Origin of the sequence: Pelomonas aquatica (assembly GCF_026712205.1) — a bacterium.
In the GTDB taxonomy this organism is placed as follows: Bacteria; Pseudomonadota; Gammaproteobacteria; order Burkholderiales; family Burkholderiaceae_C; genus Pelomonas; species Pelomonas aquatica.
The window spans coordinates 136,367-156,134 of sequence record NZ_JAPPUW010000007.1; the positions used below are offsets into that span (position 1 = coordinate 136,367).

At 71.2% G+C, this 19,768-nt stretch carries 19 protein-coding genes; 16 read left to right on the forward strand and 3 right to left on the reverse strand.

Annotated features, from left to right (window positions below; translation table 11 throughout):
- Nucleotides 1-138: 138 nt before the first annotated feature.
- From NYP07_RS09320 to NYP07_RS09335, 4 genes are read left to right on the forward strand one after another with little or no spacing between them, the layout of a single operon-like run.
- Complete coding sequence (locus NYP07_RS09320; RefSeq protein WP_268149656.1) at nucleotides 139-870, forward strand: LiaI-LiaF-like domain-containing protein; 732 nt, start codon at nucleotides 139-141, stop codon at nucleotides 868-870.
- 10 nt (nucleotides 871-880) lie between these two features.
- Nucleotides 881-1,942 (forward strand): sensor histidine kinase, encoded by a 1,062-nt coding sequence (locus NYP07_RS09325; RefSeq protein WP_268149658.1) that lies wholly within the window; start codon nucleotides 881-883, stop codon nucleotides 1,940-1,942.
- Nucleotides 1,939-2,664 (forward strand): LytR/AlgR family response regulator transcription factor, encoded by a 726-nt coding sequence (locus NYP07_RS09330; protein WP_338091309.1) that lies wholly within the window; start codon nucleotides 1,939-1,941, stop codon nucleotides 2,662-2,664. The genes NYP07_RS09325 and NYP07_RS09330 overlap by 4 nt, the downstream gene beginning before the upstream one ends.
- Before the next feature lie 37 nt (nucleotides 2,665-2,701).
- Nucleotides 2,702-3,532 (forward strand): alpha/beta hydrolase, encoded by an 831-nt coding sequence (locus tag NYP07_RS09335; RefSeq protein ID WP_268149660.1) that lies wholly within the window; start codon nucleotides 2,702-2,704, stop codon nucleotides 3,530-3,532.
- Between the two features lie 7 nt (nucleotides 3,533-3,539).
- Here NYP07_RS09335 and NYP07_RS09340 read toward each other — a convergent pair whose 3' ends face one another.
- Nucleotides 3,540-4,460, reverse strand: coding sequence for a patatin-like phospholipase family protein (locus NYP07_RS09340; protein ID WP_268149662.1), 921 nt, complete (start codon nucleotides 4,458-4,460; stop codon nucleotides 3,540-3,542).
- 60 nt (nucleotides 4,461-4,520) lie between these two features.
- Nucleotides 4,521-4,946 (reverse strand): Lrp/AsnC family transcriptional regulator, encoded by a 426-nt coding sequence (locus NYP07_RS09345; protein WP_268149664.1) that lies wholly within the window; start codon nucleotides 4,944-4,946, stop codon nucleotides 4,521-4,523.
- A 122-nt stretch (nucleotides 4,947-5,068) separates the two neighbouring features.
- On the opposite strand from NYP07_RS09345, the gene NYP07_RS09350 reads away from it, so the two are divergent.
- Together NYP07_RS09350 and NYP07_RS09355 are read left to right on the forward strand one after the other, a co-directional pair.
- Nucleotides 5,069-6,106 (forward strand): ornithine cyclodeaminase, encoded by a 1,038-nt coding sequence (locus NYP07_RS09350; RefSeq protein ID WP_268149666.1) that lies wholly within the window; start codon nucleotides 5,069-5,071, stop codon nucleotides 6,104-6,106.
- Between the two features lie 75 nt (nucleotides 6,107-6,181).
- Nucleotides 6,182-7,099, forward strand: coding sequence for a DUF4399 domain-containing protein (locus NYP07_RS09355; RefSeq protein WP_268149668.1), 918 nt, complete (start codon nucleotides 6,182-6,184; stop codon nucleotides 7,097-7,099).
- A 28-nt stretch (nucleotides 7,100-7,127) separates the two neighbouring features.
- Here NYP07_RS09355 and NYP07_RS09360 read toward each other — a convergent pair whose 3' ends face one another.
- The gene (locus NYP07_RS09360) at nucleotides 7,128-10,061 is read right to left on the reverse strand and encodes an HD domain-containing phosphohydrolase (RefSeq protein WP_268149670.1); all 2,934 of its coding nucleotides are present in this window, start codon (nucleotides 10,059-10,061) and stop codon (nucleotides 7,128-7,130) included.
- Nucleotides 10,062-10,173: 112 nt separating this feature from the next.
- Here NYP07_RS09360 and ybiB point away from each other — a divergent pair, with 112 nt between their 5' ends.
- The 10 genes from ybiB (at nucleotide 10,174) to NYP07_RS09410 (ending at nucleotide 19,536) form a co-directional block, all read left to right on the forward strand.
- Nucleotides 10,174-11,097 (forward strand): DNA-binding protein YbiB, encoded by a 924-nt coding sequence (gene ybiB / locus NYP07_RS09365; RefSeq protein WP_268149672.1) that lies wholly within the window; start codon nucleotides 10,174-10,176, stop codon nucleotides 11,095-11,097.
- A gap of 116 nt (nucleotides 11,098-11,213) precedes the next feature.
- Nucleotides 11,214-11,981: a sulfite exporter TauE/SafE family protein gene (locus tag NYP07_RS09370; protein WP_276597181.1), complete on the forward strand. Its 768-nt coding sequence runs from the start codon at nucleotides 11,214-11,216 to the stop codon at nucleotides 11,979-11,981.
- Between the two features lie 2 nt (nucleotides 11,982-11,983).
- Nucleotides 11,984-13,699 (forward strand): nitrite/sulfite reductase, encoded by a 1,716-nt coding sequence (locus NYP07_RS09375; protein ID WP_268149676.1) that lies wholly within the window; start codon nucleotides 11,984-11,986, stop codon nucleotides 13,697-13,699.
- A gap of 77 nt (nucleotides 13,700-13,776) precedes the next feature.
- A complete protein-coding gene (locus tag NYP07_RS09380) occupies nucleotides 13,777-14,271 on the forward strand; it encodes a DUF934 domain-containing protein (protein WP_268149677.1) in 495 nt (164 codons plus the stop codon).
- Complete coding sequence (locus NYP07_RS09385; protein ID WP_378989974.1) at nucleotides 14,268-15,023, forward strand: phosphoadenylyl-sulfate reductase; 756 nt, start codon at nucleotides 14,268-14,270, stop codon at nucleotides 15,021-15,023. The genes NYP07_RS09380 and NYP07_RS09385 overlap by 4 nt, the downstream gene beginning before the upstream one ends.
- Nucleotides 15,020-15,985, forward strand: a complete 966-nt coding sequence (cysD, locus tag NYP07_RS09390; RefSeq protein ID WP_268149679.1) for a sulfate adenylyltransferase subunit CysD — start codon at nucleotides 15,020-15,022, stop codon at nucleotides 15,983-15,985. Before NYP07_RS09385 ends, cysD begins: the two co-directional genes overlap by 4 nt.
- Complete coding sequence (locus NYP07_RS09395) at nucleotides 15,985-17,271, forward strand: sulfate adenylyltransferase subunit 1 (protein WP_268149681.1); 1,287 nt, start codon at nucleotides 15,985-15,987, stop codon at nucleotides 17,269-17,271. Before cysD ends, NYP07_RS09395 begins: the two co-directional genes overlap by 1 nt.
- Nucleotides 17,271-18,092, forward strand: a complete 822-nt coding sequence (gene cobA, locus NYP07_RS09400; protein ID WP_268149683.1) for a uroporphyrinogen-III C-methyltransferase — start codon at nucleotides 17,271-17,273, stop codon at nucleotides 18,090-18,092. Before NYP07_RS09395 ends, cobA begins: the two co-directional genes overlap by 1 nt.
- The gene (gene fdxA / locus NYP07_RS09405; protein WP_268149685.1) at nucleotides 18,089-18,412 is read left to right on the forward strand and encodes a ferredoxin FdxA; all 324 of its coding nucleotides are present in this window, start codon (nucleotides 18,089-18,091) and stop codon (nucleotides 18,410-18,412) included. Before cobA ends, fdxA begins: the two co-directional genes overlap by 4 nt.
- A 26-nt stretch (nucleotides 18,413-18,438) precedes the next feature.
- A complete protein-coding gene (locus NYP07_RS09410) occupies nucleotides 18,439-19,536 on the forward strand; it encodes an NAD(P)/FAD-dependent oxidoreductase (protein WP_268149687.1) in 1,098 nt (365 codons plus the stop codon).
- Nucleotides 19,537-19,768 lie beyond the last annotated feature (232 nt).

Sequence of the window (19,768 nt, forward strand, 5' to 3'; positions counted from 1 at the left end):
TGCACCCGCACCGGGCTTTTTTCGTTGGCGCCCGTCACGCGTCGATTCGTCGGCGCCGGGCGTCGATTCGCCGGAACGGCCGCCGCGCGGGCACCGGGTGCGTGTCTACTTGCGGCATTGCCAGCCCGCCCACCCACGATGAGACCCGACCGCTTCCGCCGCCACGTCCACCAACACCCCGGCCACCGCATCCTGTTCGGCCTGGGCGTCATCGGCATCGGCGCGCTGGCCCTGCTGGACAACCTGCAGGTCTTCGGCCTGCCGCTGCTGCGCACCTTCTGGCCGCTGGCCCTGGTGCTGCTCGGCCTGGCCCGCCTCGTCTGGCCGCGCCACGCCGGCAGCTGGCTGTTCGGCACCGCCCTGATCGCCATCGGCGGCCTGCTGACCGCGCAGAACCTCGGCTACACCCGGCTGGAGCTGCGCGACTGGTGGCCGGTGCTGGTCATCCTGGCCGGCCTGTCCATCCTGCTGCGCGGCGTCTTCCCGCGCCGCCACCGCATCGACCTGGCCAACGGCTTCAGCACGTCGATGCTGGAGCATGGCGACCAGGTCAACCTCGACGCCGCCTTCAGCGGCATCAAGCAGCAGAACGATTCGCGCAGCTTCAAGGGCGGCCGCATCGACGCGACCTTCGGCGGCGTCGAGCTGGACCTGCGCCAGGCCGCGATGGAGGCGCCCGAGGCCGTGCTGGACATCTCGGCGCGCTTCAGCGGCGTCGAGCTGCGCGTGCCGCGCGACTGGCTGGTCGTCGTCAACATCGTGCCGACGATGGGCGCCGTCAACGACCAGACCGTGCCGCCGATGAACCCGGCCCACCGCCTCGTGTTGCGCGGCGAGACGGTGTTCGGCGGCCTCGAGATCAAGAACTGAACCCGGCCGCGTGCATCCGCTGCTGACCCACTGGCGCGCCCTCGCGGCCTATCTGCTGGCCGCAGGCCTGGCCGGCGTCGCGCTGGCCGCGCTGCTGGCCGCCGAGGGGCTGGCCCCGCCGGGCTGGGCGCTGGCCTGGGCACTGCCGCTGGCCGGCGTGCTGGCCTTCGCCGCGCTGTCGCTCTACTACGTCTGCCGCAGCCAGCCCTTCGGCACGAGCCACTGGCAGCGCGCGCTGGCCACGCGCCTGGCGGCCGTCGGCCTGCTGGCAGGCGCGGCCCTCTCGATCGCCGCGGCCTGGAACATGGCGGGCCTGGCCCTGGGGCGCGGCGCCGGCCTCGTCGCGATGACGCCCACGGCCTGGGCCCTGGGCCTGCTGGCGGCGCTGGGCTTGTTCGCGCTCGCGGTGCTGGCCCACGACGTGCTCATCGCCGTCGAGGCCGCCCAGGCCGCCGCCGCCCGCGAAGTCCAGGCCCGGCTGCTGGCCCGCGACATGGAACTGCAGCTGCTGCGCCTGCAGATCGACCCGCACTTCCTGTTCAACAGCCTGAACGCCATCAGCGCGCTGACCCAGCTGGACCCGCCCGCCGCGCGCGCGATGACCATCGACCTGGCCCAGTTCTTCCGCCAGACCCTGGCCCTGGCCGGCCGCGAACGCATCCGGCTGGAGGATGAACTGAGCCTGGTGCGGCACTACCTCGCGATCGAGAAACAGCGCCTGGGCGACAAGCTCGGCCTCGCCGTCGACGCGCCAGCCGACAGCCTGCCCGCCCTGCTGCCGCCGCTGACGCTGCAGCCCCTGGCCGAAAACGCCCTCAAGCACGGCCTGCGCCCACGCGACGGCGGCGGCCTGCTGCAGATCCAGGCGCTGGTGCGCGACGGCTGGCTGCACCTCGCCGTGCGCAACCCCGTGCCCGAAGCGCCACCCCGGCAAACCGGCCTCGGCCATGGCCTGCGCAACCTGCGCGAACGCCTGGCGGCGCAGTACGGCAGCCGCGCCCGCGTGCACTGGGGCGCCACGCCCGAGGGCTTCGCCGTCGAGATCGCCCTGCCCTTCGAGACCACGCCATGACGCTGAATGCCCTCATCGCCGACGACGAACCGCTGGCCCGCCGCCTGCTGCGCGAATTCCTGGCCCCGCATGCCGACATCCGCGTCGCCGCCGAGGCCGACAACGGCCTGGACGCGGCGCACGCGATCACCGAGCTCAAGCCCGAGCTCGTCTTCCTCGACATCCAGATGCCCAGGCTGACCGGCCTGGAGGTGCTGGAGCTGACCGGCCGGCGCGACGGCGTCATCTTCACGACGGCCTACGACCAGCACGCGCTGCGCGCCTTCGAGCTGCATGCGGTGGACTATCTGCTCAAGCCCTTCGCTCAGGACCGCTTCGACGCGGCGCTGGCGCGGGCGCGCCGCCTGCTCGGCCAGGCCCGGCCGGGGCTGGACAAGCTGGTCGCGCCGCTGCCGCTGGCCCGCGTGCTGGTACCCGACCGCGACAGCGGCAGCCTGCTGGTGCTGGCCATCGAGGCCATCGACCACATCGAGGCCCAGGCCGACCACGTCGCCTTCCACAGCGCCGGCCGCGAACACCTGAAGGCCCAGCGCATCTCCGAGCTGGAGGCCCAGCTCGACCCGGCGCGCTTCGTGCGCGTGCACCGCAGCTTCATCATCAACCTGGCCGCGCTGCAGGGCCTGGAGCGCACCGACAGCGACGCCTACCTGGCCCGCATGAAGAACGGCAAGCGCATCCCGGTGAGCCGCAGCGGCTACGACAAGCTGCGCGCGGTGCTCTGAACATAATCGCGCCCTTCCCCCACCGGACCCCGCGACGATGACGACGATCCCCACCGACGACGGACTGCAGCTCCATCTGCGCCACTGGCCCGCCACCGCCGCTCCAGTGCGCGGCCAGTTGGTGATCGTGCATGGGCTGGGCGAGCACATCGAGCGTTATGCCCATGTCGCCGCGGCGCTGAACGCCCAGGGCTGGGACGTGCACGGCTGGGACCACCGCGGCCACGGCCGCAGCCAGGGCCGGCGCGGCGACATCCCCGACCACGACGCGCTGCTGCGCGACACCGCCCGCGTCATCGACGCCGTGCGCCGGCCCGGCCGCCGCTTCGTGCTGCTCGGCCACAGCATGGGCGGCCTCGTCGCGGCGCGCTTCGCGGCCGAGGCCCTGGCCGCGCAGCCGGCCGCCTGGAGCCGGCCGCTGGATGCGCTGGTGCTGTCGTCACCCGCGCTGGATGCGGGCCTGTCAGGCTTGCAGAAGCTGCTGCTCGCGGTGGCCGGCGCGCTGGCGCCGGGCCTGGCCGTCGGCAACGGCCTCAAGCCCGAGTGGATCTGCCGCGACCCGGCCGTCGTGCAGGCCTACACCAGCGACCCGCTGGTGCACGACCGCATCACCGCGCGGCTGACGCGCTTCATCGTCGACGGTGGTGCCGCCGCGATTGCCGCCGCGCCGCGCTGGACGCTGCCGACGCTGCTGATGTGGGCCGGCGCGGACCGCTGCGTCGCGCCGCGCGGCAGCGCGGCCTTCGCGGCGGCTGCACCCAAAGGCGTCGTGACGAGCCAGCCCTGGCCGGGCTTTGCGCACGAGATCTTCAACGAGCCCGAGAAGGCCGAGGTGATCGCCACGCTCGTCGGCTGGCTGAACCGCTAACGGTGCCTTAACGCGTCTTCTCGGCGATGCGCTGGCGCAGCAGCGGCAGCATCGCCTGCGCGGCCTCGCGGCCGGCCTGGATGGCGCGGCGGCGGGCCGTGAAGTCGGCGCTGCCGACGCCGTCTAGCCGCGGCCGCACGACGACGTCGGCGTCGCGCAGCTCGAAGGTATTGATGCTGCGGCCCATGATGGAAAAGGTCTGCATCAGCATGCGGAAGGCGTCGCCGGGCGGGTCTTTCTCGGGCGGCGAGCTGATGTCCACCGCAACGACGAGCTGGGCGCCCATCTCGCGCGCGAAGCGCACCGGCACCGGCGACACGAGGCCGCCGTCGACGTATTCGCGCTGGCCGATCTTGACCGGCTGGAACACGGCCGGCACCGCGCTGGAGGCGCGCACGGCCGTGCCGGTGTCGCCGGCGCGGAACAGGATGGACGAGCCATCGGACAGGTCGGTGGCGACGATGCCCAGCGGCAGCGCCATCTGCTCGATGCCCTTGCCGCCGGTCTTGTCGCGGATGAAGCGGGCCAGGGCCTCGCCGCGGATCAGGCCGCGCAGCGGGAAGGACCAGTCGGTGATCGCGCCCTCGTCCATGGTCTCGGCCAGGGCCTGCATCTCCTTGCCGCCCTTGCCCGACGCATAGAGCGACGCGACCAGGCTGCCGGCCGACGTGCCGGCGACGAGGTCGACCTTGATGCCGTTCTCTTCCAGCACCTGGATGACGCCGATATGGGCGAAGCCGCGCGCCGCGCCGCCGCCCAGCGCCAGGCCCAGGCGCGGCGGCTTGGGTGCGGGCTTGACGAGGGGCGGCGGCTCGACCGGTGGCGTGACGACGGGAGGCTGGGGCGTCTGCGTGGGCAGCACGGAACAGCCGGCGAGGACGGCGAGTGCGGCCGCGAGCAGCGGGCGGCGTGGGAAAGCAGGGATCATGATGTCGGGTCGGAGCCGGCGGCCGCCGGCACAGGGCGCGGACGATACCTGAGGCCGACTTCAGGCCAGCTTGTAGCTCTGCAGATGGATGCTGGTCTCGGTGCCCGCGATGCCCTTGATGAGGCGCACGCGCTCCAGCACCTCGGCCAGTTCCTGCAGGCTGGAGCTGCTGATCTCGGCCAGCAGGTCCCAGCGGCCGTTGGTGTCGAACAGGCCGGTGATGCCGGGCTCGCCGAGCAGCATGGCCACGACCTCGCGCGTGCGGTTGCCGTCGACGGTGATGCTCATCCAGGCCCGGATCTGGTCGGGCGCCGCATCCGGCCGCAGCCGCACCGTGTAGCCGGTGATGACGCCGCCGTCCTCCAGCCGCGCGATGCGGTTGGTGACGGTGCCGCGGGAGACCTTGAGCTTGGCCGCCAGCGTGGCGACGCTGGCGCGGGCGTCGGTGCGCAGCAGCGCGAGGAGTTGCTGGTCGAGAGTATCCATCTTGAACAGATTCGCAATTTTCATTGCCATTTTGCCAAATCACAGTGCATTACTGGTCAGGACTTGCACTTCTGTTTGTCAGGCCGCCTCGGAAGAATGGCTTCACCCCCACGGAGACAGCCATGACCACCGTCCTCACGCCCCAAGACGTCGCCCGCCTCGTGCAGCGCGTGGGACTTCCCGATTTACTGCGCCGCCTCGTCGCCTACCTCGAGGCGGACTATCTGCGCTGGGCCGAGTTCGACAAGACGCCCCGCACCGCCGCCCACTCGACCGACGGCGTCATCGAGCTGATGCCCATCGCCGACGCTAGCCTCTACAGCTTCAAATACGTCAACGGCCACCCCAAAAACCACCGCTTCGGCCTGCCGACCGTGATGGCCTTTGGCGTGCTCGCCGACGTCGCCACCGGCGCCCCGGCGCTGCTGTCCGAGCTGACGCTGACGACGGCGATGCGCACGGCCGCAACCTCGGTCATGGTCGCCAAGCGCCTGGCCCGCCCCGGCAGCCGCGTGATGGCGCTGATCGGCAACGGCGCCCAGAGCGAATTCCAGGCGCTGGCCTTCCACCACCTGCTCGGCATCCGCGAACTGCGCCTGTACGACATCGACCCGGCCGCCACGGCCAAGCTGGTCGCCCATCTGCAGGGCACGCCGGGCCTGGCGCTGACGATCTGCGCGTCCACCGCCGAGGCCGTGCGCGGCGCCGACATCGTCACCACCGTCACCGCCGACAAGACCAACGCGACCATCCTGACGCCCGAGCTGATCGAGCCCGGCATGCACATCAACGGCGTCGGCGGCGACTGCCCCGGCAAGACCGAGCTGCACCGCGGCGTGCTGGAGATGGCCCGCGTCGTCGTCGAGTACGAGCCGCAGTCGCGCATCGAAGGCGACCTGCAGCAGATGCCGGCCGACTTCCCCGTCACCGAGTTCTGGCGCGTGCTGGCCGGTGCCGCACCCGGCCGCGAGAGCGCGGCCCAGGTCACCGTGTTCGACTCGGTCGGCTTCGCGCTGGAGGACTTCTCCGCGCTGCGCCTGCTGCGCGACCTGAGCCGCCAGCTCGGCCTGGGCGCGCCGCTGGAGCTGATCCCGCAGATGGCCGACCCCAAGGACCTGTTCGGCGAACTGGGCCTGAACCACCGGCTTCAGGCGGCTTAGCTTCAGCAGTTTTCACGACGCCTGCCGTCACATGGCGCCACCACAATCGGCGGCAGTCATTGACGGAAGGTTCACATGGGTTCAGCCGCTCATCCCGCCCGAGGCCATGGCCTGCTGCCGACGCTGGCGCTGTGCCTGGCGCCCGCGCTGGCCGCCGCCGAACCCCTGCCCGCCGACCCGCTGGAACGCCAGTGCTGGCTGGCCCACACCGGCCAGCGCGCGGCGGTGGATCTGCGCGAGCCGATCTCGGTGCACTTCAGCAACCTGAAGAACGGCGACCGCGTGCGCACGCCGTTCTGGGTCGAGTTCGGCGTGCGCGGCATGGGCGTCATCCCCGCGGGCAACCCCAACGACAAGGCCGGCCACCACCACATCCTCATCGACACGCCGCTGCCGCGCGACCACACGGCGCCCATCCCCTTCTCCGCCACCTACCGCCACTTCGGCAAGGGCCAGACCGGCACCGAGCTGGACCTGCCGCCCGGCCGGCACACGCTGCGCCTGCTGTTCGCCGACCACGCCCACAAGCCCTATTTCGTCTTCAGCAACGAGATCGCGGTCGAGGTGACGGGCAAGCGCGCCGGCACCCCGGCGCCCCGGGTCCAGGCCGGCGACGCCGCGAGCTGCGAGGCCTGGTATCAGGACCAGCGCGCCACGCCGCGCGCCGCCGCCGGCCGCGAGGTCTATGTGAAGAACCTGCGCGACGGCGAGGTCGTCACCAGCCCCTTCACCGTGTCGCTGGGCGTGCTCGGCGCGGGCCTGGGCGTGGCGCCGGCCGGCAGCAGCATCAAGGACACCGGCCACTTCCTGCTGAGCTTCAGCCAGAAGGGCGGCGCCGTGCAGCGCCAGAACCTCGCCGACGGCCGCACCGAGGCCATCGTCGACCTGCCGCTGGGCGAGTTCGAGCTGCAGGTCGCGCTGCAGGACGGCGCCGGCAATCTGCTGCTCAAGGGCACGCCAATGCACGTCGGCGTGAACCGGCACGAGCGTTGAACCTGCCGGGCCGAGCCCCTGGCTCAGCTCAAGGCAGGTAGGCCTCCAGCTCGCTCACGTCCAGCCTCTCCGGCGGCATGAAGCGCTCGGCATAGGCGCGGCAGACGCCCGCCTGCAGGAAGAGCGCGAACAGCTCGGCGTCCAGGTGCTGCTCGCGGGTCATGCGCTGCATGATGGACAGCGCCTCGGACAGGCGCTTGCCGGGCTTGTAGGGCCGGTCGTCGGCCGTCAGCGCCTCGAAGACGTCGGCGATGGCCATCATGCGGGCCTGCGGGCTCATGTCGGCGCCCTTCAGGCCCTTGGGATAGCCGCGGCCGTCCATGCGCTCGTGGTGGCCGCCGGCCATCTCGGGCACGCCGCGCAGATGCCTGGGGAAGGGCAGTGCCTGCAGCATCTTGATGGTCTGCACGATGTGGTCGTTGATGCGGTAGCGCTCCTCGTCGGTCAGCGTGCCGCGCGAGACCGTGAGGTTGTGCAGTTCGCCGCGGTCGTGCAGGTTGTCGGGCTGGCTCAGCCTGAAGCCCCAGCGGTTGTCGGCCGCGAACTGCTCGCCGGCCGGGCGCGGCACGACATGCTCGGGCCGGTCCTGCAGCAGCCTCTCGGCAGCGGGCAGCGGCGGGCGCGGCCTGGGCAGGCGGCGCGACTCGTCGGCCGACAGGCCCAGCGTGTCGTCCAGCGTGCGCTGCCAGCGCCGCTCGCCGATGCGGCGCAGCCGCGCCTGTGCGTCGGGGTCGAAGTGCTCGCCGCCGACATTGCTCGCCGCGACGAAGGCGTAGTCCGCATCCAGCTCGGCCTGCGCCGCCGCCGCGGCGGCACGGGCGCGCGCCGTGCCCGCCTCGCCGAGCTCGGCCTCCAGCCTCCCGACCAGCACGTCGCGCTTGAGCACCTCGAAGCGGGTGCGGATCTCGTGGATGCGGTTGTGGATGGTCTCGAGCTTGGTGGCCTTGTCGACGACGTGCTCCGGCGTCGTGACCTTGCCGCAGTCGTGCAGCCAGGCCGCGATGTGCAGCGCCTCCCACTGGTCGGCGTCCATCGCGAAGCCGGCATAGGGTCCGTCGGTCGCGTCGCAGGCGGCCTGGGCCAGCAGGCGCGTCAGCTCGGGCACGCGCTGGCAGTGGCCGCCGGTGTAGGGGCTCTTGGCGTCGATGGCGCCCGCAACGAGCTTGATGAAGCTCTCCAGCAAGGCCTTGCGCGCATGCAGCAGCAGCTGGTTGTCGATGGCCAGCGCGGCCGTGCCCGACAGCGCATGCACGAAGGCGACGAGAGCGGCCCCCAGCGGCTCGGCCCGGCCCTGGGCGGACAGCGGGAAGCTCAGCGTCAGCGTGCCTATGGTTTCGTGCCGGCGGTTCTTCAGCGGCAGCGCCAGCAGGCGCAGCCGCGCCGTGCCCAGGCCGGTGAACAGCGGCCCGTAGGCGGCCAGGTGGGCCGGCTCGTCCCAGCCCAGCTCGACCTCCACCGCGGCGTCGGCACGCAGCGCCCGCACCGGCGCGCCGAGGCTGTCGGCCCCGCTCAGATCCCAGCGCTGGCCGACCTCGGGGGCCGGGGCGCCATGCAGTCGCGCGGCGGCCGGCTCCAGCACGAGGCCATCGTCCGACAGCAGGTGCACGGCGCCGCCGCTGGCGCCGGTCACGGCGATGGTCTCGCGCAGGATCAGGTCCAGCAGCGTGTCGAAATCGCGCTCGGCGCTGAGCGCGGCGCTGATGTCGAGGAAGCGCCGCAGCGAGTGCTTCATCGCCGCCATCGCGATGGCCAGGCGGTCGACTTCGCGGATCAGGCTGCGCGCCGGGTCAGGGTCGCCGAACTCGAAGCGCTCGATGGCCTCGGCCTGGCGCGCCAGGTGGCGCAGCGGCCGCGACACGCGGTCGGCCAGCAGATGCACCAGCGGCAGCAGCAGCAGCACCAGGCCGAGCGAGATGTAGAAGCTGCGGCGCCGGCTCTCGATCTGGAAGGCCTGCAGCTCGTCGCGCGGCGCGGCCATCAGCAGCACCAGCGGCGCGCCGGCCTGCACGGCCCCGTCCAGCGGCAGCGCATGGCTGACCCATTCGCGGCCTTCGAGTGCCTGCACCGGCGCGAGCCGGCCCGCGGCGTCGCGCCGCTGCCAGAGCGCCCGCATCAGCGGCGACGCGGCCTCGACGACGCGCGGCAGCGCCTGCCCGTCCTTCAGCTGCGCGCCGCCACCGTGCCGCGCCTCGGCCAGCATCTCGCCGCCTTCGGTCGCGATCAGCAGCTCGGCCGAGCGGCTGATCTGCGGCTTGCCCAGCATGACGCCCAGGGCCTGCAGGCTGACGTCCGCGCCCACCACGGTGGCGCCCTGGGCCCGGGCCAGCGTGACGCCGGGCTCGCCGGTCGTGAAGAAGCGGTAGGGCGCCGACTGCACGACGCCGCCGTCGGCCGCGCGCCGCGCCAGCTCGTACCAGGGCCGCGTGCGCGGGTCGAACCCGTAGTCGGGCCGCTCGCGCCGCTGCAGCTCGCGCAGCGCGGCGTCGTAGAAGCGGTAGGCGCCGTGCGCCGCGCCGCTGGCGTCGCGCTCCACGCTCTGCAGCCCGAAGGCGGCCCCGGCCGGCGCGTCCATGCGCCGGCGCGTGGCCTCGTCGCCCAGGCGGCGCAGCAGCACGAAGGCGCCGTCCGCCGTGCCGGCATAGACGGCCGACAACGCGGCATTGCCCCCCAGCGCCGCGGCCATCTGCGGCAGCGCCGCCAGGCGCTCGGCCTGCGTGCCCGCGCGGCCCAGCGCACCGGCCGCCAGCAGGGCCACGCTGACGCGCGCCGGCCTCAGCTCGGCCTCCACGGTCGCCGCGGCCTCGCGGCCGATGCGCCGCGCGGCCGCGCCGGCCTGCTGCAGCATCAGCGCATCGCTGCGCGAGCGCTCGTACAGCATCAGCACGCCGAAAACGAGGGCCACCAGGCCCACCATCAAAAAGCTCAGCGTGATGTAGAGCGTCCTGGGCTTGAGGTGCAGCATGGGCGCAGTATCGGCGCTGGTCAGGGCTTCATGCCTGCAGTCGTCACGTTCGGAGACAGCGCCGGCCCCGGCCGCCCAGCCCGTCGCGCCGACGACTTCCTACACTGCCGCGATGGACTACGCCCCGTTGATCAAGGAAGTGGGCCGCGGCGCCCGTGGTGCGCGCGACCTGACGCGCGAGCAGGCCGAGGCGCTGTTCGGCGCGATGCTGGACGGCGGCGTGCCCGAGCTGGAGCTCGGCGCGCTGCTGATCGCACTGCGCGTGAAGGGCGAGAGCGCCGACGAGGTGACCGGCTTCCTGGCCGCGATGCACGCGCGCACCGCGCCCATGCAGGCGCCGGCCGGCCCGCGCACCGTGCTGCTGCCCAGCTTCAACGGCGCGCGCAGGCAGGCCAATCTGATGCCCCTGGTCGCCGGCCTGCTGGCCCGCGAGGGCGTGCCGGCGCTGGTGTTCGGCCGGCACGACTTCGACAGCCGAGTGAGCCCCTTCGAGCTGCTGGACGCGCTGGGCCTGCCCGCCAGCCCGACGCTGGCCGATGCCGAACGGCGCCTGGCGACCCAGCGTCTGGCCGTGCTGCCTTTGCAAATGCTCAACCCGGGCTTGAACGCCTTGATGGCGCTGCGGCCCCGGCTGGGCGTGCGCAACAGCTCGCACAGCCTGGCCAAGCTGCTCGACCCCTTCCCCGCCGGCCGCGGCGTGCGGGTCGTCGCGGTGACGCACCCGGAGTACCTGGACAGCATGGCCGCCGCCCTGCCCGGCCTGACGGCGCCCGGCGGCCGCGCGCTGCTGATGCGCGCCAGCGAAGGCGAGGCCTATGCCCATCTGCGCCGCAAGGCCCATCTGATCGGCTTCCAGGACGGGCAGGCCGCTCCGCTGCACCCGGCCGACACGGCCGACCTGGACTGGCCGCTGCCCGGCGCCTGCGCGCCGGCCGAGAACGCGGCACTGATCCGCGCGATGCTGGCCGGCCAGGAACCCGTGCCGCCCCGCATCGCGGAACAGGTCTCGGCGCTGCGGCTGCTCGCCACAAACTGAGGTTGCTTATTCGCGCTGGGCATATGGCCCCAAGAATTCTGTAGTTCTTTTGCACTGCAACATTCCCTAGAGTCGCGCCCTCGGGTGGCATGGGGCCGCCCCGTGGAGCGCATGTGCTGGACGGAATTGCGATTGCGAGCGGCTTGGGCGTCGGCCTCATCGTCGGCATCACCGGCGTGGGCGGCGGCTCGCTGATGACGCCGCTGCTGCTGTCCGTCTTCAAGCTGAGCCCGGCAGTGGCCATCGGCACCGACCTGTTCTTCGCCTCGCTGACCAAGATGAGCGGCTCGGTGGCCCATGCCCGCCACGGCCATGTGAACTGGGCCATCGTGCGCCGCATGCTGATGGGCTCCATCCCGGCCTCGATCGCCACCATCGCGCTGATGCACCAGACCGGCATCACCAAGGGCTGGGCCTCGGCGCTGACCTTTTCGCTGGGCATCGCGCTGCTGCTGACGGCCGTCGTCGTCGCCTTCAAGCAGAGCTGGCAGCCGCTGGGCCTGAGGCTGGAGCGCTGGATTCCCGAATCGCGCAAGCCCGCGCTGATGCTGGCCCTGGGCCTGGTCCTGGGCGTGCTGGTGTCGCTGTCGTCCATCGGCGCCGGTGCCATCGGCGCGACGCTGATCCTGCTGATCCACCCACGCATGGAGGCCCGCGACATCGTCGGCACCGACATCGCCCACGCCGTGCCGCTGACGCTGGTGGCCGGCATTGGCCATGCCAGCCTCGGCAACGTGGACTGGTCCCTGCTCGTCTCCCTGCTCATCGGCTCCCTGCCCGGCATCTGGCTGGGTGCCCAGCTGACGCGCCGCCTGCCCGACGGCGTCGTGCGCAGCCTGCTCTGCGTCTCTCTTCTGATGGCCGGCTGGAAGGTCATCCACTAACCATGTATCAGTACACCGACTTCGACCGCCGCTTCGTCCACGCCCGCGCCGCGCAGTACCGCGACCAGCTGGAGCGCCACCTCGCCGGCCAGCTCGGCACCGACGACTTCCGCGCACTGCGCCTGCAGAACGGCTGGTACATCCAGCGCCACGCGCCCATGCTGCGCGTGGCCGTGCCCTATGGCGAGCTGTCGTCGCGCCAGCTGCGCCAGCTGGCGCGCATCGCCCGCGAGTACGACGTCGTCAGCGACGGCCCGTTCCAGGGCCAGGGCGGCTACGGCCACTTCACGACGCGCCAGAACCTGCAATACAACTGGATCCCGCTCGTGAAGAGCGCCGAGGTCATGGAGCTGCTGGCCGACGTGGACATGCACGGCATCCAGACCAGCGGCAACTGCATCCGCAACATCACCAGCGACGCCTTCGCCGGCATCGCCCCCGACGAGATCGTCGACCCGCGCCCCTACTGCGAGATCCTGCGCCAGTGGAGCACGCTGCACCCCGAGTTCGCCCACCTGCCGCGCAAGTTCAAGATCGCCGTCAGCGGCGCGGCGGAAGACCGAGCGGCCATCGGCTGGCATGACATCGGCCTGCAGCTGAAGAAGAACGCGGCCGGCGCGGTCGGCTTCCAGGTCTTCGTCGGCGGCGGCATGGGCCGCACGCCCATCCCGGGCGTGGAGATCAACGGCTTCGTGCCCTGGCAGCAGATCCTCGTCTACATCGAGGCCATCGTGCGCTGCTACAACCTGGCGGGCCGCCGCGACAACCTCTACAAGGCCCGCATCAAGATCCTCGTCAAGGCCGAGGGCCAGAAGTTCTTCGACGCGGTCAACGAGGAGTTCGCCCGCATCCTGGCCGACGACCCGGCCGGCCACGAGCAGATCATTCCGCAGTCCGAGCTGGACCGCGTGGCGGCCTGCTTCGTCGATCCCGCCGGTGTGAAGGCCGAAGCGGCCGTGAAGCTCGATGCCGGCGACGCCGCGTTCGCGCGCTGGCTGCAGCGCAATGTGCACGGACACCGCCTCAGCGGCTACCGCGCCGTCACGCTCAGCCTCAAGCGCGTCGGCATCCCGCCGGGCGACACCGCCGCCGACGTGATGGACACCGCCGCAGCCCTGGCCGACCGGTTCAGCCACGGCGAGCTGCGCGTGTCCCACCGCCAGAACCTCGTGCTGCCCTGGGTGCGCGAAGCCGACCTGGCCGAGCTCTTCCAGGCCGCCCGCGCCGCCGGCTTCGCCACCGCCAACGCCGGCCTGCTGACCGACCAGATCGCCTGCCCCGGCGGCGACTACTGCGCGCTGGCCAACGCCCGCTCGCTGCCGCTGGCCGCGCAGATCGCCGAGCGCTACCAGGACGCCGACGAGCTGGAAGACCTCGGCGAGATCGACCTGCACATCAGCGGCTGCATCAACTCCTGCGGCCACCACCACAGCGGCCACATCGGCATCCTCGGCGTCGACAAGGACGGCGCCGAGTGGTACCAGCTGACGCTCGGCGGCAGCGACGGCTCGACGCTGTCCGGCACGACGACGCCGGGCAAGGTCATCGGCCCGAGCTTTGCCGCCGACGAGATCGCCGACGCCATCGACGCCGTCATCGAAACCTTCAAGCGCGAGCGCCAAGGCCGCGAGCACTTCATCGACGCCGTGCGCCGCCTGGGCCTCGACCCGTTCAAGACCGCGGCCAACGCCGTGCGCGTGTCCACCGCCAAAGTATGAATACCCCCACGCTCGCTCCGCTCACTGCCCCCCAAGGGGGCGCCAGTGAGTTCGGGGCGGCCCAGCACTCACTGAGCATGAAGTTCATCAATGCCACCACCTGCCCCTGGCAGCACGCCGTCGGCGAGGACGGCCCCAAGCCCGATCCCGATCCGGCGCCCCACCGCCTGCTGTCGCTGGAGCAATGGCATGCGGTCAAGGACCACTGGGCCTACGACGTCCAGGTCGCCATCGAGTTCCCCAACGACGCCGACATCCGCGAGCTGGCGCCCGACCTGCACCGCATCGCCATGGTCGTGCTCGACTTCCCGAAGTGGACCGACGGCCGCGCCTACAGCCAAGCCCATCTGCTGCGCATCCGCCTGAAGTTCAAGGGCGCCATCCGCGCCCGCGGCGAGGTGCTGGTGGACATGATGCAGCTGCTGGCCCGCACCGGCTTCGACGAGGTCGTCATGCGCGGCGACCAGTCCCAGGCCGCCGCGCAGAAGGCGCTGGACCTGTTCAACCCGGTCGGCTTCTACCAGGGCGACGTGGGCGAGACGCGGCCGTGGTTCCTGAGGAGCGCAGCGTGAGCGAGGTCAGCAGCCTGCCCTGGGCCGCGACGCCTGCCGTTGGCCACGCCATCGGCCTCTACGCCAAATGGACGCCGGCGCTGGACGCCAAGATCGAGGCGGCCCTGCAGCGCCTGCGCGACGCCAGCATCGAGCACGGCGACGGCCTCGTGCAGAGCAGCAGCCTGGGCGTGGAAGACATGGTCGTCACCGACCTGATCTCGCGCACCGGCCTGCCCGTGCACATCTCCACGCTGGACACCGGCAAGCTGCACGCCGAGACGCTGGGCCTGCTGCCGCAGATCAAGGCCCGCTACGGCTTCGACGTCGAGGTGTTCACGCCGGTGGCCGACGCCGTCATCCAGTTCGTCCGCAAGGAGGGCGAGGATGCGATGTACAAGAGCATCGAGCTGCGCAAGGCCTGCTGCGGCCTGCGCAAGATGGAGCCTCTGGGCCGCATGCTGAAGGGCCGCAGCGCCTGGATCACCGGCCTGCGCCGCGAGCAATCGGGCGCGCGCGGCGACGTGGCGTTTGACGAAGACGACGGCAACGGCCGCCGCAAGATCAGCCCCATCGCCGACTGGACCTGGGCCGAGGTCTGGGCCTATGTCGAGAAGTACGCCGTCCCCTACAACCCGCTGCACGACCAGTTCATGCCCAGCATCGGCTGCGCGCCCTGCACCCGCGCGATCGCCGTGGGCGAGGACTTCCGCGCCGGCCGGTGGTGGTGGGAGGATTCAACGAAGGAATGCGGCCTGCACGCCAAATCATGAACGCTGCTGTGAAACCCGAACAACTCATCGCCGACGTCGACCACGCCCATCTGGATGCGCTGGAGGAGGAAGCCATCTTCATCCTGCGCGAGGTGGCCGCGAGCTTCGAGCGCCCCGCCCTGCTGTTCTCGGGCGGCAAGGACAGCTGCGTCGTGCTGCGCCTGGCCGAGAAGGCCTTCAAGATGAAGAACGCGGCCCACCCGAGCGGCTACTCTGGGGCCCTGCCCTTCCCGCTGGTGCACATCGACACCGGCCACAACTTCCCCGAGGTCATCACCTTCCGTGACCAGCGCGTCGCCGAGATGGGCGAGCGCCTCGTCGTCGGTCATCTGGAAGACAGCATGGCCCGCGGCACCATCCGCCTGGCCCACCCGCTGGAAAGCCGCAACGGCCACCAGACGGTGACGCTGCTGGAGACCATCGAGGAGCACAAGTTCGACTGCCTGATCGGCGGCGCCCGCCGCGACGAGGAGAAGGCGCGCGCCAAGGAGCGCATCTTCAGCCACCGCGACAGCTTCGGCCAGTGGCAGCCCAAGGAGCAGCGCCCCGAGCTGTGGACGCTGTTCAACACGCGCATCCGCCCGGGCGAGCATTTCCGCTGCTTCCCGATCAGCAACTGGACCGAGCTGGACGTCTGGCTCTACATCGCCCGCGAGAACATCCCGCTGCCGCAGATGTACTTCGCGCACCAGCGCCAGGTCATCCGCCGCAAGGGCCTGCTGGTGCCGCTGACCGACGTGACGCCGCCCGAGGCCGGCGAGACGGTCGAGACCGCGACCGTGCGCTTCCGCACGGTGGGTGACATGACCTGCACCTGCCCGGTCGAGAGCCCCGCCGCCAACGCGAGCGAGGTCGTGGCCGAGACGCTGACCGTCACCGTCAGCGAGCGCGGCGCCACCCGCATGGACGACCGCACGAGCGAAGCTTCCATGGAGAAGCGCAAGAAGGAAGGGTATTTCTGATGAAGGCGCTGCGATTCCTCACCGCCGGCTCCGTCGACGACGGCAAGAGCACGCTGATCGGCCGCCTGCTGTTCGACGGCCAGGCCATCCTGGCCGACCAGCTCGACACGCTGGAGCGCCGCGCCGCCGGCCGCCCCATCGACCTGAGCCTGCTGACCGACGGCCTGGAGGCCGAGCGCGAGCAGGGCATCACCATCGACGTGGCCTACCGCTACTTCGCGACCAAGCATCGCAAGTTCATCATTGCCGACGCCCCCGGCCATGAGCAGTACACGCGCAATATGGTCACGGCCGCGGCCGGCAGCGATGCGGCCGTCGTGCTGGTCGACATCACCAAGCTGGACCTGAGCGAGGCCGAAGTCACGCTGCTGCCGCAGACGCGCCGCCACTCGCTGCTGGCCCAGCTGCTGCGCGTGCCCAGCATCGTCTTCGCCATCAACAAGATCGACGCGCTGGACGACGCGGGCGCCGGCTTCGCCAAGGTCAAGGCGGCTCTCGACAAGTTCGCCGCCGCCGCCGGCCTGAACGTGGCCGCCACGGTGCCGGTCAGCGCGCTGCGTGGCGACAACGTGACCCAGCCGCTGGACGCGCCCTGGTGGAGCGGCGAGAGCCTGCTGCAGGTGCTGGAGCGCCTGCCCACCAGCAGCGAGCGCACCGACGCGCCGCTGTCCCTGCCGGTGCAGTACGTGCAGAAGAACGCCCACCAGAGCGAAGGCACGGGCTTCCAGCCGCGCGTGCTGTGGGGCCGCATCGCCCACGGCGCGGTGAAGGCCGGCGACACCATCGAGGTGCTGCCGTCGAAGCAGACGGCCGTCGTCGCCGAGGTGCGACTGGCCGGCGAGACCGTCGCCAGCGCCGAGGCCGGCGACTCGGCCGGCCTGGTGCTGGACCGCCAGTTGGACGTCAGCCGCGGCGATTGGATCGTCACGCCTGGCTCGGCCGCCGCTGCCAAGACCTTCCCCGCCACGCTGGCCTGGCTGGACACCGAGCCCGCCAAGCCGGGCCGCAAATACTGGGTGCGCCACGGCAACCGCTGGGTGCAGGCGCGCATCTCGGCCATAGCCTCGGTGCTGGACATCAACACGCTGCAGCCGCAGGACGCGCACGAGCTGCCCGTCAACGCCATCGGCCGCGTGCAGATGGAAGTGCAGCACGAGCTGCCCGTCGAGCCCTTCGCGGACAACCGCGTCGGCGGCGCGCTGATCGTCGTCGACCCCGCCAGCCACCGCACCAGCGGCGCGCTGCTGGTGGATGTGCAGCCCGCCACCACGGAAGAGGACTGGTGATGAGCGGCCGCAAGGATCAGGACACGCAGCCGACCGGCCGCGTGGTCTTCGTCAGCGCCGGCCCCGGCGCCGCCGACCTGATCACGCTGCGCGGCGCCCGTGCGCTATCGCAGGCCGACGTCGTGCTCGCCGACGCGCTGGCCGACCCGGCCCTGCGCGAACTCGCGCCCAACGCCAAGTGGATCTCGGTCGGCAAGCGCGGCTTCGAGCATTCGGCCAAGCAGACCGAGATCAACGCACTGCTCGTCAAGGCCGCGCAGGAGCACGCCCTCGTCGTGCGCCTGAAGGGCGGTGACGCCAGCGTCTTCGGCCGGCTGGAGGAAGAACTGATCGCGCTGGCCGAGGCCGGCATCCCCAGCGAAGTCGTCCCCGGCGTCACCGCGGCGCTGGCCGCCGCCGCCCAGGCCCAGCGCCCGCTGACCCGCCGCGGGCGCGGGCGCAGCGTGAGCCTGACGACGGCCATGACCGAGGCCGGCGAGCTGCGTGCCGCCCAGTCGGCCGATACCGAAGTCTTCTACATGGCCGGCCGCCAGCTCGCCACGCTGGGCCGCCAGCTGCTGGCGGCCGGCTGGGCGCCCGACACCCCCACGCTGGTCGTCAGCCGCGCCGGCTGCGCCGACGCCATCACCAGCGAGCATGCGCTGGCCGACCTGGCCCACGCCGCCCTGTTGCACCGCGGCCGGCCCACGGTCGTCACGGTCGGGATCGGCGCAAGCCTTGTCGGAGATCAGGGAAAGCCCCGGCCGGCGTCCAATAAAATCGCTATTTCGCCCGAAATCTCGTTGATGAAGGCGCCTCTCACTTCCAAGAGCACCCCATGACCCACGTCGTCACCGAATCCTGCATCCGCTGCAAGTACACCGACTGCGTCGATGTCTGTCCGGTCGACTGCTTCCGCGAAGGCCCGAATTTCCTGACCATCGACCCCGACGAGTGCATCGACTGCGCCGTCTGCATCCCCGAGTGCCCGGTCAACGCGATCATGCCGGAGGAGGACGTGCCGGGCGACCAGCAGCACATGATCAAGATCAACGCGGACCTGGCCAAGAAGTGGCCCAGCATCACCAAGCGCAAGCCCGCCCTGCCCGACGCCGAGGAGTGGAAGGACAGGACCGGCAAGCTCGACCAGCTGATCCGCTGAACCCCGGCGCGCCAGCGCCGCATCGCATGCAAGAACAAGCCTCCCTGCGCGCCGACGCCATCGCGACCGACGCCGTCATCGTCGGCGCCGGGCCGGTCGGCCTCTTCCAGGTCTTCGAGCTCGGCCTGCTCGAGATCAAGGCCCACATCATCGACAGCCTGGCCTACCCCGGTGGCCAGTGCATCGAGCTCTATCCCGACAAGCCCATCTACGACATCCCGGCCGTGCCCATGTGCACCGGCAAGGAGCTGACCGACAACCTGCTCAGGCAGATCGAACCCTTCGGCGCGACCTTCCACCTGGGCCAGGAGGTCACCGTCGTGCAGAAGCTCGCGGATGAGGCCGGGGGCGGCTTCCTCGTCGAGACCAGCAAGGGCACGCAGTTCGTCACCAAGACGGTCTTCATCGCCGGCGGCGTCGGCAGCTTCCAGCCACGCACGCTGAAGGTCGATGGCATCGAGAAGCACGAGGGCGCGCAGGTCCACTACCGCGTGAAGAGCCCGGCCCAGTTCGCCGGCAAGCACCTGCTCATCATCGGCGGCGGCGACTCGGCGCTGGACTGGGCGCTGAACTTCTGCGCCGCCAATGACGACGGCAACCCGCACAAGGCCGAGAGCGTCATCCTCGTGCACCGCAGGGACGGCTTCCGCGCCGCGCCGGCCAGCGTGGCCAAGATGAAGGAACTCTGCGACGCGATGGAGATGCAGTTCATCGTCGGCCAGGCCACCGGCATCGAGGAGGCCGACGGCCAGCTGAGCGGCGTCAAGATCACCGGCAACGACGGCATCACCCGCATCGTGCCCTGCGACCAGGTGCTGGCCTTCTTCGGCCTCAGCCCCAAGCTCGGCCCCATCGCCGAATGGGGCCTGGCGCTGGAGCGCAAGCAGATCGTCGTCGACACCGAGAAGTTCGAGACCAGCGTGCCCGGCATCTTCGCCGTCGGCGACGTGAACACCTACCCGGGCAAGAAGAAGCTCATCCTCTCGGGCTTCCACGAGTGCGCACTGGCGGCCTTCGGCGCGGCGCCCTACGTCTTCCCCGACAAGCGCGTGCACCTGCAGTACACGACGACCAGCCCGAAGCTGCACAAGGTGCTGGGCGTGGAGTCGCCGGTTTTCGACTGAGCCTTGCTGGCCCGGCATGGGCCGCGAATAGAATCCACTCCACGAGTCACCCTTGAGTGACGCGCCTTCGCTAGGGGTGTTGATGGCCTGGCGCCATCGACTGAGACAGTCCCTTTGAACCTGACTGAGGTAATCCTCGCGCAGGGAAGCAGCCGACCCGCCGGGCTCTCTTCCGCTTCTCCCGTCTCCGGGGCCCGTCGCGTTCTCGTTTGCCGACCTGCCATCGCTTCGT